Here is a 17,676-nt window from a genome sequence, read left to right on the forward strand (position 1 = left end):
AGAAGAATCCGCTCTCGTTCCTTCATTGGCTCAAGCAAGAGTTGATGCTTTCCTCAAAAGTCTCAATGTATCCTTGGACCTGCTCTGCATATTGAGTCTTTAAAGAGTTCAACAAACTTTCTATCAAAAATTTTCGCGGTTTGTCTGCCTGCATCAGCTCATCTTGGATAAAATCGACCAATTCGATCGCTCTTGTTCGATCTTCACCGCAAGGAAAAGCTTTGTTTATCGCTTTTTTCAATTCCGCGGTGGCGTTCAGCAAATCATTATGGCAAGGATCAAGATGGTTTTTAAAGTTGGGAAACCACGTGTCCATTAGTTCCGGATCAAGAATCTGTTCTCCGCTTTCAGCCACTTCATTGACTAAATGGACAATTCGGTTCATGCAATAGCGAATAGTTTGTATGTCCGGTGTACCGGCCGCATTAGCACGATAGCTAAAATGATTCATGTGGGTCATCATCGAATGAAAGATAATGACGCTATCTAAAAGAAAGGGTTTTTTGCTTTCCCCGAATATATCGAGAAAACGGTTATACATCCAACGTATGCTCAACAATAGCGTCTGATTGATGAATTGTTTTAATTCTTCATCGTTGGAGACACGGACTTCCTCGATCAGGATAAGTAATTTGCTTTGCTTGTTCACCATCATCTGCAGTTCGAGCTGCCGGATGAAAATTTCAATATCTGCGGAATCTTGACCAATCAACAGTTTTTCCCGTTCATGGCGAATCTTTGTATAGAAGGAACGGAAAATCGCTATAAATAATTCACCCTTCGAAGGGAAATAATTATAAAATGTACCTTTTGATATACCGCTGCCGTCAAGAATGTCTTGGATGGACGTGGCTTGGTAGCCCTTGTCAATAAACAGCTTATGAGCCGTGTCGATGACATTCTGCCTTCGATTATTCATCATATCACCTAATTTTCATTATACTGCTTGTATAAATGTAATCGTACTCTATTTTCCATTACAGCACAAACCCTTATTTTAACCAGTAAATATTTATTGCAAAAAATGAACTAGGGGTATATTATTGATTTTATGAGATTGGATTATACCACTCGTACAATTAAATGAACCAATAGTTTGAATGGAGGAATAGATAAAAAGTGAGTACTGCACAAACAACTGAAAAAAAGGGTTCGTATGGCATTTTGATCATACTGATGGTCGCGGCGTTTATATCGATACTGAATTCAACCCTTTTGAATATTGCACTGCCATCAATCAAAATAGACCTGGGGATAGAGACTTCCACAGTACAATGGTTGACGACGGGCTACATGCTAGTGAACGGAATCATGATTCCGACAACAGCTTTCTTAATAAGAAAATATTCGGTGCGTAATCTGTTCCTGACAGCCATGCTCCTATTCTCAATCGGGACGATCGTTGCAGGTGTTGCGCATGAATTCCCGTTATTATTGAGCGCACGTATGGTTCAGGCTGCAGGTTCTGCAATTATGATGCCGTTATTAATGAACGTGCTTTTAACTGCGTTCCCTGTTGAAAAACGGGGTTCGGCAATGGGATTATTCGGTTTAGTCATGATGTTTGCCCCTGCAATCGGGCCGACGCTTTCAGGCTGGATCATCGAACATTATGATTGGAGAATGCTATTCCATTTCATTACTCCGCTAGCTTTACTAGTGCTTATTTTCGGCTACTTTAAACTTAAAGACAAAAAGGAAAAAGTCGATATTCAAATTGATAAATTATCAGTCATCCTATCTAGCTTGGGCTTTGGCGGTCTGCTTTACGGATTCAGCTCGGCAGGCAGCAAAGGGTGGGATAGCCCTTGGGTATATGGAACACTGATTGTCGGTGCCATTTCCCTGATCCTTTTCATTACACGCCAACTTAAAATGGAAACACCGATGCTTGAATTCAAGATCTTCAAACATCCGATGTTCGCTTTATCCGCAACGATTTCAATCGTGCTGAATATGGCGATGTTCTCAGCGATGATCTTAATGCCGCTGTATATACAAACAGTCCGTGGCATTTCACCATTCGATTCAGGATTGCTGATGCTGCCTGGAGCGCTATTAATGGCCATCATGTCACCAATCACCGGAAAGCTCTTCGATAAATTCGGTGCTCGCGTGCTTGCATCGATTGGTTTGCTTATCACCGTGGTCACAACGTATTTCTTCAGTAAATTAACAATGGATACTTCTTATACACATATTGTGATCCTGTTTTCCGTACGTGCATTCGGACTATCCATGGCAATGATGCCAATCATGACAAATGGATTGAACTCACTGCCAGCCCGTATGAACCCGCATGGTACAGCGATGAATAACACGCTGAACCAGATTTCAGGCGCTATCGGAACGGCATTGCTTGTTACGGTCATGTCTAACCATGCAGCATCTTCTGGTGAGAGTTTAATGACCAAAGCGATGAGCAAATTAACAAGCCAGCCCACTGCTGAGATGATGGAACAAATGCAGGCCCAAATCGGGATGCAAGCGATGCTCGATGGAATTAACTTCTCCTTCTTTGTATCTACCTTCATTGCTGCTGTGGCACTGATTCTGACATTATTCATTAAGCGTGCATGGCCGGCTGAAGAAAAACCAGCTGTGAAAGAAGATCAAACCGCTTAAAGGAAACAAGCAAAAAGCCCCTATGTCACCTGAATACTCAGGCAGCATAGGGGCTTTGTTTAAACTTCAGCCGATTTAGTTTGGTTTATCACCCAATTTAAATCCCGGGATGGAAATAATTCGACCTAGAACGGGATAAATCGTCCTACCACCAAAAAATTCGTCCCACAGCGGAATAATTCGACCTACACCCAATATAATTCGACCAACGATCCATAAGCCTCATCCGTTAGTATGTTTTTTCCGTGAGTTCACTTCTGACTTTATGTATGCAAAAAAGCGCAGTGCCATTGGCAATGCGCTCTTTTACATCAGGATGTCACTTCCTCTGAAGTCGCCTTTGCATGCTGGATATGACTCGCTATCCAGCCAATGATCGCTGCAGAAACGAGATAGGCAAGTAGGATCCAAATCTGCGTTCGCAAGTTTTCCCAGCCGCCTAATGAGATGACCTCTTGAAGCTCCTTGAGTGAGTGGGCCATTGGCAAAAATTGACCGATTTTCGTCAATATCGACATGCCCAGTTCGCCTGGGAATGTTCCGCCGCAGGTAGCCAATTGGAATACGAGAAGGGTCACGGCCGCGAATTTGCCGATCACTCCGAATACGGTAACCAACATAAGAATGAACGTCATGAAGGTAAATGAAACGATGATGCTTGATAGAATGAATACAGGGATACTGGCCACATGTAAATGGAATCCAAGCAGGACGACTGCATCCACTAGAAGTGCCTGAATCAAGCCGATTACATATACCAGCCCCAGTTTATTCGTGAAATGGACGGTTCCGGTAACCTTAAGATTCTGCCTGCGGCCAAGCGGCAAGATATTGGAAGCCATGATGCCGCCTACATAAAAGGCCAATGACAGAAAGTAAGGGGCAATCCCGGTTCCATAGTTAGGAACTTCCGACAGGTTGGATTGGACCAATTGCACGGGTTCAGAGAACATCGAGGTGGTCGAATCGTCGTACTGAAGACTGGCCGTTTTATCCGCAGCTTCATTTAGCTTGGAAGATAACTTGTTTGAACCCGTTTCCAATGAAGCCAGTCCGTCTTGAAGTTCCGTAGATCCGCTGGCTAGTCGGCTGCTGCCGTCAGCTAGTGAATCGATTCCGGTATTTAAAGTGGAAAAACCATTAGTCCATTTAGAGAATCCATTCCCGAATTCTTCAGACCCCTCGTTCAATTGTTTAGCACCCGAGGTAGCTTGTGCCATTTTATCACCAAAGGTTTTCATTCCCGATTGAATGGTGCCTTGGCCATCTGCCACTTTAGCTGCACCTTCGCCCAATTGCTTTTGTCCGGCATTTAAAGTGGTGGCTGCTTTTGATAAGCCTTCCGATAGGGCAAGGATTTGCTTGAAGTCTTGATCTTTCATTGCATCGGGATGACTTTTGATATAGGCATCCAATTGTCTCTTAAGAGTATTCGCTGTATCGGCAGCCTGTTCTTGCCCCTGCATCAATTTTGCATTTCCGGCTGCCCAGTTCTCAACACCCTGACTTACTTCATTCATCCCATTTTCCAATGAGCGATGTCCATCCGTTAGCTGCTTCATGCCGGAATACAAGTTCTGGGAACCTGATGTTAATCCTTCCGCACCATCAGCCAAGGCTTCTTGTCCATTCAAGAGCTTGGTGCTGCCTGATTGCAGCTTCTGGGCACCATCATTCAAATCCTGAATGCCATCAGTCAATTTCTCACTGCCGCTTTTCGCATCCGCCGTTCCAAGATGAATCTCTTCCGCTCCATCCCCGGCATCCGCCAAGCCTTTAGAAACGTCCTGGAATTTCGAAAGGATGCCTTCCGAATATACCTTTGTAATGCTTGCGTTGATTTTTGCAGTCATCTTTTCAACAGCAGTTGTGCTGATCTGTGAGGCAACGAAGTTCTTACCTGGATTGACCGTATATAAAAGTTTGGCCGTTTCCGGTTTTTCATCCATTAGTGTCGTGACATTTTCCGAAAAATCATCCGGAATCGTGACAACCATATAATAGGTACCTTCTTCAAGGCCTGTGTTAGCCTCCTCTGCCGAAACAAAGTGAAAGTCCAATTCTTTCTGCTTCTTCAATTGCTTAACGAAATCATCTCCAGCCTCGATTGGCTTATCGTCCATTTCCGAACCATTATCGAGATTGACCACCGCTACCGGGAGCTGATCCAACTTTCCATAAGGGTTCCAATATCCTGCCAAGAAGAAACCTGAGTAAATCAACGGAACGACCAAAAGGAAAATCAACGCGATTCTCCCGTGTTTATGTTTCCACATTGCTGTTATATCATGAAGTACAAGTTGTAAACCTTTCATTATAGAGCCTGCCCTTTCTAACTAAATGAGATTATTTCATCATAAAGGCTTTTTAAGATACTGTATAATACATAAATGATTATGTAATAATAGATTTAAATCTATGTGAAAAGAGTGGGAAAATGGAAATTTTACAGCTGAAGTACTTTCAAACCGTAGCACGACTGGAACATATGACGAAGGCTGCGGAACAGCTTCAGATTGCACAGCCATCCCTCAGTAAAACCATATCCCGCCTAGAAGAGGATTTGGGAGTCGCACTCTTCGATAGGGAACACAGGAAAATCAGGCTCAATGCAGCCGGAAGAATATTCTTGAACCGGGTCGAACGGGCTTTCGCGGAACTGAAAGAAGGAAGGCGCGAAATAGAGGAATTAACAGATCAAGACCAAAAGAACATCACCTTGGCCGTTACCATTCCCAGGGTCCTGCCTGATCTATTGGGTACATTTTTATCTCAATACCCGGATGTCCGTTTTCAACAATTCCTAAAATCCATATCATCCATGAAACAGCTACTAATTGAAGGGGAAATCGATTATTGCATATCATCCGTTCCAATTGAAGGCCCCGAATTAAAGTGGGAACCGCTGATTACCGAAGAAATATATCTGATCGTGCCCCCCAATCACCGGCTGGCAGGCAGGGAAAGCATTCAACTCCATGAAGTGAAAGATGAACCATTCATAAGTATGAACACAGGCTTCGGATTCCGAAACCTAACCGACCAATTTTGCCTCGAAGCTGGATTTGTCCAGCACATCGCATTCGAAGGAGATGAACCTGCTGTCATCTCGGACCTTGTCAGGAAAGGATTGGGCGTCGCCTTCGTATCCGAATTGACATGGCTCCACCAAACTGGATCATTATCCCATAAAATCCGGATAACCGAGCCTGCCTGTCAAAGAACCATTGGGCTCGGCTGGTCAGAAAAACGCTACTTCACACCAGTAGCCAAGCAATTTCGTTTATTTGTCATGGATTACTTCGCTGCTGTCAACTCTGCTAGGCTGATGGATAAATAATGGGACAGAGGCAGGATTGACCGTTCGAAGGTCGAATAAATCGGATGAGGGCCGGAATAGAAGGGATGAAGGCCGAAATTAGTGGATCTAGGTCGAATAAATGGGTGAAGGCATAAAAAGTATAATTTAATTATAGTGAACATAGTATTTTAGGAGGTTTTTATTAAATAGATCGGGTTCAAAATGACAAATCCGATCTTAGGAGATGAATGGAGATGGAAGTACGGGTTAATCAAATTGAGTTGAATGGCCTCACTTTTCAATATCGGGAGAGTGGGGAACGTTCCGCACCACCGCTTGTCGCCCTTCACGCGCTGGGGAAAAGTGCAGAATCATGGGATCAAGCGGCTGCCGTATTAGGGGGAAATTATCGCGTATTAGCTTTAGATCAACGGGGTCACGGTGGGAGTTCGAGAACTGATACATACAGTTTTGAATTGATGTGCGATGATTTGCTTCATTTTGCGGATGCTATGAATTTGGAAAGGTTTTCGTTAATGGGTCATTCCATGGGGGGAACGGTTTCCTATCTTTTCTCTCAAACTTATCCTTCGAGGATAGAAAGGTTGATTGTCGAAGACACGCCTCCTCCTTTTTCGGATAAACCAATCGAATTTCCTTCCAGACCTTCTGGCCCCCTGCCGTTTGATTGGCAAGTGGTGCCTTCGATTCTACAGCAACTGAATGAACCCAATCCCGAATGGTGGGCACGTCTTACGGAGATTACCATGCCTACTCTTGTTATAGGAGGTGGGGCGAGTCATATTCCCCAAAACAAATTACAGGAAGTTTCCGAGCTTATTCCGAATTGTGAATTGGTGACGATTGAGGACGCCGGGCACTTTGTGCATGATGATAATTTACCAGCTTTCTTAGCTGCCGTGAGAAGTTTTCTTATTTCGTGAATCCACCTACTTATAAGGCCCTTTTAATAGATAAATGATTAAATTCCATCCAAATAGCATTTTGAGGGAGGGCTGCCAATGCAGCCCTCTTATTTTTGCCTGGAATCTTTCAATGTTTGGTTTATTTTATAAACGGCGTTTACCGGCTTATTATTAATGATTTCCAGAAGCTGTTCAGCCATATAGTCAGCGCTGTATTTAAATCCAGTGTTGACCCATTCGATTATCATGCCTAAAATCGCGTAAGCTTGGTAACTGGAGGCAAGTTCTGTATTGATCTTTGGGTTCGGCCGGTAATCTTCTAGGTCCTCTAAAGGGAGTTTCTTTAATTCATTACAAATCCTTTCTAGTAATTTTGGCCATGCATTCGACTTTAGAATGAGGGTATAAATGTTTGCATAGTTAGCTACGTGTTCAAATATTTTGATGACGGAAGCCGTCAGTTCATTGATGGTGAAAGTATCCACATCTTTATAAGGTTCCCGGTAAGATATGATCAAATCAGCTATGACATCCTCCATGACCTCTTCAAGCAGTTCCTCTTTGTACTGATAGTGTTTATAAAATGTACCCCGATTAAGGTCGGCGAGTTCTACAATGTCAGTGATCGATATCTCCCTGAAATCCTTATTTTGCATTAATGATATGAGGGATTCTTTTAAAGCCTTTTTGGATTTCCTGATCCTTCTATCAATCCCAGTGTTATTATTAGACATTTTCTTCACCCTTTGTTCGTTATTGTACTTTTGATAAACAATATAACTCTTTCTGTTCATTGTTCAACATCGAGGTCATCATTTGCTGATTGTATAAGCCTGCTGAAACTAATTATACTATATGGGAAGGTAGTTAATGAACATCTGTACAATAAGTATCACTTCACTAGAATGAATGGGGGAGTTTGAATGAAATTACAAGACAAGGTTGCAGTAGTGACTGGCGCAGCATCAGGCATGGGGAAACAAATTGCTATAGATTATGCTAGAGAAGGTGCTAAAGTCGTCGTATCGGATTTAAATCTCGATGGTGCGAATGCAACGGTAGAAGAAATAAAAGCGAATGGCGGAATGGCATTTGCCATTAAAACGAACGTAGCGGTAGAAGAAGATATTCAACATTTGATCGATACCACGGTCAGTACGTATGGTACGGTTGATATTTTGGTGAATAATGCGGGTATCATGGATGGCATGGAACCTGCCGGGGATATAGAGGATTCTGGATGGGATCGGATTTTTGCAATTAACACGACAAGCGTCATGCGTTCGACTAGAAAGGTTTTACCAATCTTTTTAGAAAAACAAAAAGGGGTCATCATAAATATTGCTTCTGCTGGCGGTTTATATGGTGCTCGAGCAGGCGCAGCATATACTGCCTCTAAACACGCAGTGGTTGGGTTCACAAAAAACACGGGCTTCATGTATGCAGATAAAGGCATTCGCTGCAATGCAATAGCACCAGGTGGAGTTGAAACCAATATTGGTTCCAGCATGACGAATATCAATAAGTTTGGCGCATCCCGCCAACAACTGGGTATGGCTATCAATCCACGCAATGGCAAACCTGAAGAAATCGCTAAAGTGGCTTTGTTCCTGGCTTCTGACGATTCCAGTTTTGTTAATGGTACTGTCATCACTGCAGATGCGGGCTGGAGTGCTTATTAAGCCGTATATTAAAAAGAGGATGGTCAAAAACTAAGAGACTATACATGCATTCCTGCCAATAAGCAGGGATGCATTTTTTTGAGTGGGTCATTGGCAGGTTCATTGGATGGGGATTTTGGTTAGTTAGACAATTTGCAAGAGGAAGGTTTCGACTTCATTCGGGAGTCCTGACATTGTCATTTCAATCGAACTGGATAAGTGGGGGCTGGATAGTTCAACTACTATCCAGTTTTTCTCAAAAAGAATTATGCTATCAATTGGATTTAAAAGATGAGATGAACTCTGAAATCTTGGAAGCAAAATTGGTTCCCTGAAAAAATCCACTTTTCCTATTAAATTGGATCATTGAGTGATCCATTAGTTTGCTGCGTCCTAACAAACGATATATTATTTTGCGTGAGAATATTGAAGGACTTTCTGACGAACGTAATCAAGGTGCTTGTACATTTGGTTGAATGCTTCATGGGGATCATGTGCTGCAAGTGCCGCATAGATTGCTTTATGATATTTTACAGTCAACTCCCGTTCCCTGAATTGAATCAGGCTGTTTATTTTATTATGGGTAATCAATAAGGAATCGATCATCCCTTCGATAATGGGATTGTTCGCGCTTAAAGCAATGATTTTGTGGAATTCTTTATCAGCCTCTCCATAATCGTTGTCTTCACTATTGGCAATCGTGTCGATCGTAACTTGTAATTTCTCAAGTTGTTCGTCGGTGATCTTCTCGGCAGCCATTGTTACCAATCCCAATTCCAATGCCATTCGTGCTTCGATGATTGCTGGTAAATTATCGGTAGCCAGCGCCAGCATGACAGAGAATGGATGAGTTCCGATTTTATCGTTAAAAAAGGTTCCTTCACGCGTTTTCCGTGTTATGACACCCAGGGTATCAAGTGCACTGAGGGCTTCCCGTAAAACCGGCCGGCTTACTTCAAGTTCTTTCATAAGTTCCATTTCAGGAGGCAGTTTGTCACCCGCTTTCATTTGTCCAGTGACGAGCAGATGCACAATTTGATCCACTACTTGTTGTGAAAGAGTGTTGCGATGTACCGATTGTACGCCTAATTTCTTTGACGATTCTTCCATTATGTAACCCCTTTTCTGTGACTTCCTATATGTAACCCTACTGTAAGACTAATTATATAATATAATAAACTTATTTGCATGTAGACCTATGTCCAAAAAAAGTAAAATGCGCCGCTCTTAAGAGAGTGACGCATGCATTCCTTTAAAAAATCATCTGACAAGGCAAGGTAATTTTGGATTGAACTTCCATCCGGAGACCAGGTATTGCATAGCGATTGAATCATCACGGGCACCAAGCCCTTTTTGTTTATAAAGCTGATGCGCCTTCTCGATTTGTTCCATATCCAATTCAATTCCAAGTCCGGGTTTGGAAGGAACATCCACCATTCCGCCGACAATTTTAAAAGGTTCTTTTGTTAAGCGTTGACCATCCTGCCAAATCCAATGGGTATCGATCGCAGTGATTTTGCCTGGCGCTGCTGCTGCAACGTGTGTAAACATGGCAAGTGAAATGTCAAAGTGATTATTGGAGTGGGATCCCCATGTCAATCCCCATTCGTTGCACATTTGAGCGACACGGACGGAGCCTTGCATCGTCCAAAAATGCGGATCGGCAAGAGGGATGTCCACGGATTGAAGTTGAATGGAATGCCCCATTTGCCTCCAGTCCGTTGCAATCATATTCGTTGCGGTGGGAAGACCCGTTGCGCGCCTGAATTCCGTCATGATCTCCCGGGCGGAAAAACCGTTTTCCGCTCCGCATGGATCTTCCGCATAAGCTAAAACATGATGCTGATCCCTGCAAAGCTTAATCGCATCCTCCAGCAGCCAGCCGCCATTTGGATCAAGGGTGATCCTGGCTTCAGGGAAGCGTTCCGCAAGTGCCGTCACCGCTTCGATTTCTTCTTCCCCGCGCAAAACCCCGCCTTTCAATTTAAAATCATTGAATCCATAGCGAGTGTGGGCAGCTTCTGCCAAGCGGACAATCGATTCTGGTGTCAGAGCTTCCTCATGACGGAGGCGGATCCAGTCATCTTCCGCTTCAGGTTCGCTTAAATAACCAAGATCTGTTTTATTACGGTCACCTACATAAAATAAGTAGCCCAGCATTTCTACCTTATCCCGTTGCTGTCCTTCGCCGAGAAGGGCAGCGACTGGAACGTCCAAGTATTGGCCAACTAAATCAAGAAGTGCCGCTTCCAATGCTGTTACGGCATGTATGGCAATACGGAGATCAAACGTTTGAAGGCCGCGCCCTCCTGCATCCCGGTCCGCAAACTGCTTACGGATGGTATTTAGAATGTTGTTGTATGTCCCGATGGACTGGCCGACAACCAATTGTTTGGCATCTTCGAGTGTTTGGCGAATTTTTTCGCCTCCAGGAACTTCACCTACACCCGTATTACCCGCATTGTCTTTTAGAATGACAATGTTCCGGGTGAAATAAGGAGCATGGGCACCGCTCAAGTTCAGAAGCATGCCGTCATGGCCCGCAACTGGAATGACGCTCATTTCTGAAATGACCGGTGTGCCGATTTTTACATTATCCTTAAGCAATTGATTGTTCATAATTTTTCCCCCTACCAGAATATTTAATTGACTATGATTTTAACTCGACACGTTTAATTTCACCAACTAGGAATAAATAACTTAAAATCGCGACAAGAGCATTAGCACATACGAAGACTAGCGCCCCATTGAACGACCCTGTCGTAGCAATGATATATCCGATGATAATCGGTGTTGTAATGCCTGCAATGTTACCGAATGTGTTGAAAAGCCCCCCGCTAACACCGGACATTTCTTTTGGTGAGGTATCGGCCACTACCGCCCAGCCGAGTGCCCCAAATCCTTTACCGAAAAACGCAAGCGCCATAACGAAAATAACAACCCATTCCGTATCTACATAGTTTGCAGCTACCAAGCTCATCGATAGAATCATCCCCACAACAATTGGCACTTTTCGGGCGACAGTCAATGAGAATCCCTTCCGTAACAAGAAATCCGAGAATGTCCCTCCGAGAATGCCGCCAAAGAATCCACAAATGGCTGGAAGGGAAGCGACGAATCCAACTTCAAGAATGGTCATGCCTCTTTCTTGCACAAGGTACACAGGAAACCATGTCAGGAAAAAGTACGTTAACGTTGTAATGCAATATTGTCCGAGATAAACACCCAGCAGCATACGGTTCGATAAAAGCTGCTTAATATGATTCCAGTTGACGCCTTTCTTTTCATCTTTATTTGTATTGGTTTGATCCATATTGATCAAAGCGCCGCCTGCTTCGATATATTCAAGCTCAGCTTTGTTGATACGCGGATGTTCCTTTGGGCTATAAATCGTTTTCAGCCAGATGAAAGCAACGACGATTCCTAAAGCGCCCATAAAGAAGAAGACGTATTCCCAACCGAATTTATACGTAATGTAACCCATGATCGGTGCAAAGAGAACAGTTGCAAAATACTGGGCGGAATTGAACGTGGCAGCCGCGGTTCCGCGTTCATGGCTTGGGAACCAGGTAGCAACGATTCGGCTGTTGGCCGGGAAGGAAGGGGCTTCTGCCAATCCAACTAAAAAACGGAGTCCGAACAATACCATGACCGCTGTTCCGGCAGAACCGAAAAATCCGAGGAATCCTTGTAAAAGCGTAAAGGTAGACCATAGCATGATACTCCAAAAGTAAACTCTTTTTGAGCCAAAACGGTCTAAAAGCCATCCACCTGGAATTTGTCCAGCTACATAAGACCAAGCGAAAGCGGAGAAAACATAGCCCATCATGACTGAATCGAGACCAAGCTGACCAGACATGTCCGTACCCGCGATTGATAGCGTCGCACGATCCGCATAATTCAGGGCGGTGACCATAAAGAGCATAAAGACAATGAACCATCGTGTGCGTGTTTTTTTCTGTGCACTTGGCAGTATAGGAGAAGCTTGAAAAACCTTTTCTTCAGCGTTCATATACTCACTTCCTTAAACTTATTTTATTTTCTTGATACCGCTTACAATGTAGTTGCTTCCCCCTTTGCGAAAATTCTAACTATTTAGTTTTGTCCAATGGTAAGACAAATGAAATTGTTTGTCAATGTGTTTTTTGTAAATTCGTTTTTACATTTTAGCTCCTTAATTATCTATTTTTTTTGTATATATTAGAAGCGAAATTATTGAGGTTTGATTTGATTTTGCATTTTTCAGAAAATAAAAAATATACGATTGACCATTTGGTGTATTTGTCTTACAATAAAATAATAATACACAAGGAGGAATCGATAATGAATAAGATTCGCAAAGCACCTAAAGGGATCCTAGGTTTTCCTGTGGCTCCATTCACGACGAGTAATAAGCTTGATGAACAAGCACTCGCCCAAAATATCCAATTTTTATTAGATGAAGGCCTCGAGGCCATTTTCGTGGCATGTGCGGCAGCAGAGTATCCATCATTAAGTAAAGAGGAATATGAAGTGATGGTGGATGTGGCCGTATCCGTCACGGGTGGAAAAGTACCTGTATACACAGGGGTAGGGGGGAACATTCAAACTTCCCTGGAACTTGCCAGAATATCAGCAGATAGAGGGGCGGATGGTTATTTAATATTGCCACCATATCTCGTTACTGGAGAACAGGCAGGTCTAGCGGCTTATTTCAAAGCCATCGCAGAGAGTACAGACTTAAATTCGATTGTATATCAGCGTGATAATGTTTCCCTTTCAATTTCAACTTTGGAAGCGCTTGCGGAGGTCCCGCAGGTGGTCGGCGTCAAAGATGGTCTAGGCAATATGGAGTTGAATGGACTGCTTACACAAACCTTCGGAAAACGTTTCGGCTGGCTGAACGGAATGCCGCTTGCGGAAGTTACCATGTCGGCCTATGTTCCACTTGGTTTTGACTCATACTCATCTGCGATATCCAATTACATCCCGCACATCTCACGAAAATTCTATAATGGCATTTTGAGTGGAGATCAAGAAACGGTCAATGAAATTTACCAACAGGTCATCATGCCAATCAACAACATTCGCCGTCAGCGAAAAGGGTATGCCGTTTCTCTCATTAAAGCAGGTATGGAGATCATGGGAATGCCGGTTGGGCAAACAGTCAGATTACCGATTCTTCCGGTTGAAAAAGAACATTATGCAGAAATGCAAACGATATTAGAGAATGCCTTAGATCGTTTTCCAAAAGAAACAACCATCCAATCAATCTAATAAAGGCGGGATTATATATGATAACTACAGTTCAAACAAAAACGCATCTAAATTATATTAATGGTGAATGGGTTGCTTCCATTTCAAATGAAGTTGAAAAAAGTTTAAACCCGGCAGATAAACAGGCCATTGTCGGATATGTACAGAAATCTACAAAGGATGACTTGAACCTGGCTGTGGAAGCTGCAAAAAAGGCAAAAGATAAGTGGCGCAAACTAGCTGGATCTGAGCGTGGGGAGTATCTATATAAAGTAGCTCAAGTTCTTGAAAAGCGGATTGATGAAATTGCTGAATGTGCAACACGGGAAATGGGAAAGACCTTTGCTGAAACAAAAGGGGAAACGGCACGCGGCATTGCGATCCTGAAATACTATGCAGGAGAAGGAATGCGTAAAGTGGGAGATGTCATTCCGTCTACGGACAGTTCAGCGCTTATGTTCACGACACGCGTCCCGCTTGGTGTAGTGGGTGTCATTACACCTTGGAACTTTCCAATCGCCATCCCAATCTGGAAGATGGCCCCTGCTCTTGTATATGGGAATACGATTGTGGTGAAGCCCGCAACCGAGACGGCCATCACTTGTGCGAAGATTATGGAGTGCTTTGAAGAAGCCGGTTTACCGACGGGTGTAATCAATATGGTCACAGGGCCGGGCAGTGTCATCGGGCAGGGCATCGCCGATCACGAAGATGTTAACGGGATTACCTTTACCGGCTCAAACGGCGTTGGTAAAAGGATTGGACAAGCGGCGTTAGCACGTGGAGCGAAATACCAGCTTGAAATGGGTGGGAAAAACCCGGTAATCGTAGCGGCAGATGCGGATCTTGATCTGGCTGTGGAAGCAGTCATTACAGGTGCGTTTCGTTCAACGGGGCAAAAGTGTACAGCGACAAGCCGTGTGATTGTTGCTGCTGAAGTCTATGAAGAGTTCAAGCGGAAGCTGGTGGAAGAAACGAAAGGCATTTCCATCGGGGATGGATTGGACAGCGGGACATGGATGGGGCCATGTGCTAGCGAAAATCAATTAAATACGGTACTTTCCTATATCGAAAAAGGAGTGGAAGAAGGCGCTACTCTTCTAATTGGCGGAAAGCGTGCTGAAGAAGGCCCTCAGGCAAATGGCTTTTATGTAGAGCCGACGATTTTTGATAACTGCACGTCAGATATGGCAATTGTACAGGAAGAAATTTTTGGTCCGGTGATTGCCTTATTGAAAGCTGATTCAGTGGAAGAAGCCCTGCAACTTGCGAACAGCGTGGAATACGGACTTAGTGCTTCGATTTTTACAGCCAATATTAAACATTTGCTCTCATTTGTTAACGATATGGAAGCGGGATTGATCAGGGTCAACGCGGAAAGCGCAGGCGTTGAATTGCAGGCGCCATTTGGTGGCATGAAAAACTCCAGCTCCCACTCCAGGGAACAAGGGGAAGCGGCAAAAGAGTTTTTTACATCGATTAAAACGGTGTTTGTCAAATAAGGGGAAAAGAAGAAGTGTGTGTGTTACCATTTTATTAAACTGATATTATATCGGAAATGAAATGATAACTGGCCCGTGAATCTTTGTTAGCTTTCTTATAATGAAGGGAGTGGTGAAGTGGATACTAAAATGCAACTCAGGGAGGTACCGCTTTATATTAAGGTAAATTCGATAGACAATGTCGCCATTGTGGTTAATACTGGGGGCTTGGATCAAGGAACCGTTTTCCCTTGTGGGCTAGAATTGAAAGAAAGAATACCACAAGGTCATAAAGTAGCTTTAATGGATATAGACAAGAATGAAGCCATCATCCGCTATGGAGAAGTTATCGGCCATGCAGCTGAATCAATCAGGAAGGGCAGTTGGATTGATGAGTCATTGGTGATACTGCCGGCATCCCCGGATTTAAAGGAATTAACGGTAGCCAATGATGTACCCAAAACTTTACCACCACTTGAAGGATATACATTTCAAGGATTTCGCAATGAAGATGGCAGTGTTGGAACTAAGAACATATTAGGCATTACAACTAGCGTTCAATGTGTAGTAGGCGTTCTGGATTTCGTGGTGAACCGCATAAAAAAAGAGATTCTCCCGAAGTATCCCAATGTTGAAGATGTTGTCGCTTTGAATCACAACTATGGCTGTGGAGTCGCAATCAATGCACCGGAAGCAGTTATTCCCATTCGCACGATTCAGAACCTGGCGAAACACCCAAATTTCGGCGGTGAAGCCTTGGTAGTTGGATTGGGCTGTGAAAAGCTTTCTCCAATGAGAATAAATCCAAGCGGAGACGACTCGGATATCATTTCACTTCAGGATCAGCAGGGATTTGCGGGAATGGTCCAATCCATCATGGAAATGGCTGAAGAACGATTAATGAAGTTGAACCGCAGGCAGCGCGAAACATGTCCAGTTTCCGAATTAGTCATCGGAACGCAATGCGGAGGAAGTGATGCATTCTCTGGTGTTACAGCTAACCCTGCAGTGGGATATGCTACAGATCTGTTAGTTAGAGCAGGGGCGACCGTTCTATTTTCTGAAGTCACGGAAGTACGGGATGCGATTCATTTATTGACGCCTCGTGCAGTGAATGAAGAAGTAGGGAAGGCTTTAATAAAGGAAATGGATTGGTATGATGACTACCTCGCATTAGGTGATGCCGATCGAAGTGCCAATCCGTCGCCAGGAAACAAAAAAGGCGGATTGGCCAATGTAGTGGAAAAATCATTAGGGTCCATTGCCAAATCAGGAGGCAGCCCTATATCTGGCGTACTGGCTCCAGGTGAAAAGGCTACGGAAAAAGGGCTGATTTTTGCAGCTACACCAGCTAGTGACTTTGTTTGCGGAACGTTACAGCTGGCTTCCGGCATCCATCTTCAAGTTTTTACAACCGGAAGAGGGACACCCTATAATCTGGCAATGGCTTCCGTCATCAAAGTTTCTACACGAAATACATTGGCTGAGCAATGGAAAGACTTGATTGATATAAATGCCGGAACTATCGCTACTGGAGAAGCAACCATAGAGGATGTTGGGTGGGAAATATTTCACCTTATATTGGAAGTGGCCAGCGGTAAAAAGAAAACCTGGGCAGAGCATTGGGGCCTGCATAATGATTTGGCATTATTCAATCCAGCTCCAATTACCTAATAATGATTTTCTGGACGGACTTCCTTATAAAAGAGGAAGTTTGTCCTTTTTTTGTTATTCCTATTTTTAAAGCTATCATTATTTTTCCTCGAGAAAAGAGGAACGCCGAACTATTGGCAGAAGTTATACATGAATTTATGGTTGAACTAGATTAGTATTTCATCATGACGAAAAAGTGTGATGATGAAGTACGTATTAGGAGGCATTGTATGATTACATTCAGGAATGCAGCAGCAAAGGACTTAAGTGAAATAGTGAAGATGCTTGCGGACGATATATTGGGGAGGGAAAGGGAGCGCTATGAATATCCCCTTCCTGAAAGCTATCAAAAAGCATTTGAATCCATTGATTCAGATGAGAATAATGAATTGATCGTAGCATGTCTTGGTGAGGAAATCGTTGGGGTGCAACAAATCACGTTCACTCCTTATATTACCCATCAAGGCGGTTGGAGAGCTACGATAGAAGGGGTTCGGACGGCATCTTCAGAACGGGGGAAAGGAATAGGAAGCAAGTTGATCCAATATGCGATTGAGCGTGCAAAAGCGCGGGGCTGTCATATCATTCAGCTAACGACCGATAAAAATCGGGAAGAAGCGCTGCGTTTTTATGAACATTTAGGATTCAAAGCGACTCATGAAGGTTTGAAAATGAAGCTTTAATTCAACGTTTTTTGTCCTGTCATTGGGGAAGGTTGCTGCGGCAACCTTTTTTGTGCACAACTATCGACTGGTATTATATGTAGAAATTATTTGTGAGATATTTATAGATGT

The 17,676-nt window shown here is 43.5% G+C and carries 14 protein-coding genes; 8 read left to right on the top strand and 6 right to left on the bottom strand.

All coding sequences use genetic code 11. From position 1 onward, the window contains the following. Positions 1 to 22: 22 nt before the first annotated feature. Positions 23 to 922 (bottom strand): TetR/AcrR family transcriptional regulator, encoded by a 900-nt coding sequence (locus QUF86_RS11745; RefSeq protein WP_289334445.1) that lies wholly within the window; start codon positions 920 to 922, stop codon positions 23 to 25. A gap of 197 nt (positions 923 to 1,119) precedes the next feature. On the opposite strand from QUF86_RS11745, the gene QUF86_RS11750 reads away from it, so the two are divergent. Then, the gene (locus QUF86_RS11750) at positions 1,120 to 2,625 is read left to right on the top strand and encodes a DHA2 family efflux MFS transporter permease subunit (protein ID WP_483313913.1); all 1,506 of its coding nucleotides are present in this window, start codon (positions 1,120 to 1,122) and stop codon (positions 2,623 to 2,625) included. A gap of 311 nt (positions 2,626 to 2,936) precedes the next feature. On the opposite strand, the gene QUF86_RS11755 is transcribed toward QUF86_RS11750, so the two are convergent. Continuing rightward, the gene (locus tag QUF86_RS11755) at positions 2,937 to 4,940 is read right to left on the bottom strand and encodes a YhgE/Pip domain-containing protein (protein ID WP_289334446.1); all 2,004 of its coding nucleotides are present in this window, start codon (positions 4,938 to 4,940) and stop codon (positions 2,937 to 2,939) included. A 122-nt stretch (positions 4,941 to 5,062) separates the two neighbouring features. Between QUF86_RS11755 and QUF86_RS11760 the strand changes: the two genes are divergently transcribed. Next, a complete protein-coding gene (locus QUF86_RS11760; protein WP_289315133.1) occupies positions 5,063 to 5,965 on the top strand; it encodes a LysR family transcriptional regulator in 903 nt (300 codons plus the stop codon). 215 nt (positions 5,966 to 6,180) lie between these two features. Then, on the top strand, positions 6,181 to 6,870 hold the full coding sequence (locus QUF86_RS11765; protein WP_289334447.1) for an alpha/beta fold hydrolase: 690 nt from the start codon (positions 6,181 to 6,183) through the stop codon (positions 6,868 to 6,870). 89 nt (positions 6,871 to 6,959) lie between these two features. On the opposite strand, the gene QUF86_RS11770 is transcribed toward QUF86_RS11765, so the two are convergent. Continuing rightward, the gene (locus QUF86_RS11770; RefSeq protein WP_289326221.1) at positions 6,960 to 7,586 is read right to left on the bottom strand and encodes a TetR/AcrR family transcriptional regulator; all 627 of its coding nucleotides are present in this window, start codon (positions 7,584 to 7,586) and stop codon (positions 6,960 to 6,962) included. Between the two features lie 189 nt (positions 7,587 to 7,775). Between QUF86_RS11770 and QUF86_RS11775 the strand changes: the two genes are divergently transcribed. Then, complete coding sequence (locus QUF86_RS11775) at positions 7,776 to 8,534, top strand: SDR family oxidoreductase (protein ID WP_289315136.1); 759 nt, start codon at positions 7,776 to 7,778, stop codon at positions 8,532 to 8,534. Between the two features lie 387 nt (positions 8,535 to 8,921). Here QUF86_RS11775 and QUF86_RS11780 read toward each other — a convergent pair whose 3' ends face one another. The 3 genes from QUF86_RS11780 to QUF86_RS11790 form a co-directional block, all read right to left on the bottom strand. Then, entirely contained in the window at positions 8,922 to 9,623 is a 702-nt protein-coding gene (locus QUF86_RS11780) for a FadR/GntR family transcriptional regulator (RefSeq protein ID WP_289315138.1), read from the bottom strand. A gap of 150 nt (positions 9,624 to 9,773) precedes the next feature. Beyond that, complete coding sequence (gudD, locus tag QUF86_RS11785) at positions 9,774 to 11,132, bottom strand: glucarate dehydratase (RefSeq protein ID WP_289334448.1); 1,359 nt, start codon at positions 11,130 to 11,132, stop codon at positions 9,774 to 9,776. A gap of 31 nt (positions 11,133 to 11,163) precedes the next feature. Beyond that, a complete protein-coding gene (locus tag QUF86_RS11790; RefSeq protein ID WP_289315140.1) occupies positions 11,164 to 12,525 on the bottom strand; it encodes an MFS transporter in 1,362 nt (453 codons plus the stop codon). Positions 12,526 to 12,836: 311 nt separating this feature from the next. Here QUF86_RS11790 and kdgD point away from each other — a divergent pair, with 311 nt between their 5' ends. The 4 genes from kdgD (at position 12,837) to QUF86_RS11810 (ending at position 17,565) form a co-directional block, all read left to right on the top strand. Beyond that, the gene (kdgD, locus tag QUF86_RS11795; protein WP_289315141.1) at positions 12,837 to 13,769 is read left to right on the top strand and encodes a 5-dehydro-4-deoxyglucarate dehydratase; all 933 of its coding nucleotides are present in this window, start codon (positions 12,837 to 12,839) and stop codon (positions 13,767 to 13,769) included. Positions 13,770 to 13,786: 17 nt separating this feature from the next. Further along, positions 13,787 to 15,250 (top strand): alpha-ketoglutaric semialdehyde dehydrogenase GucD, encoded by a 1,464-nt coding sequence (gene gucD / locus QUF86_RS11800; protein ID WP_289334449.1) that lies wholly within the window; start codon positions 13,787 to 13,789, stop codon positions 15,248 to 15,250. Positions 15,251 to 15,379: 129 nt separating this feature from the next. Continuing rightward, on the top strand, positions 15,380 to 16,903 hold the full coding sequence (gene garD, locus QUF86_RS11805; protein ID WP_289336216.1) for a galactarate dehydratase: 1,524 nt from the start codon (positions 15,380 to 15,382) through the stop codon (positions 16,901 to 16,903). 209 nt (positions 16,904 to 17,112) lie between these two features. Next, on the top strand, positions 17,113 to 17,565 hold the full coding sequence (locus QUF86_RS11810) for a GNAT family N-acetyltransferase (RefSeq protein ID WP_289334450.1): 453 nt from the start codon (positions 17,113 to 17,115) through the stop codon (positions 17,563 to 17,565). Positions 17,566 to 17,676: the final 111 nt, after the last annotated feature.

It is taken from the genome of Peribacillus sp. NJ11 (assembly GCF_030348405.1).
Lineage (GTDB): Bacteria > Bacillota > Bacilli > Bacillales > DSM-1321 > Peribacillus.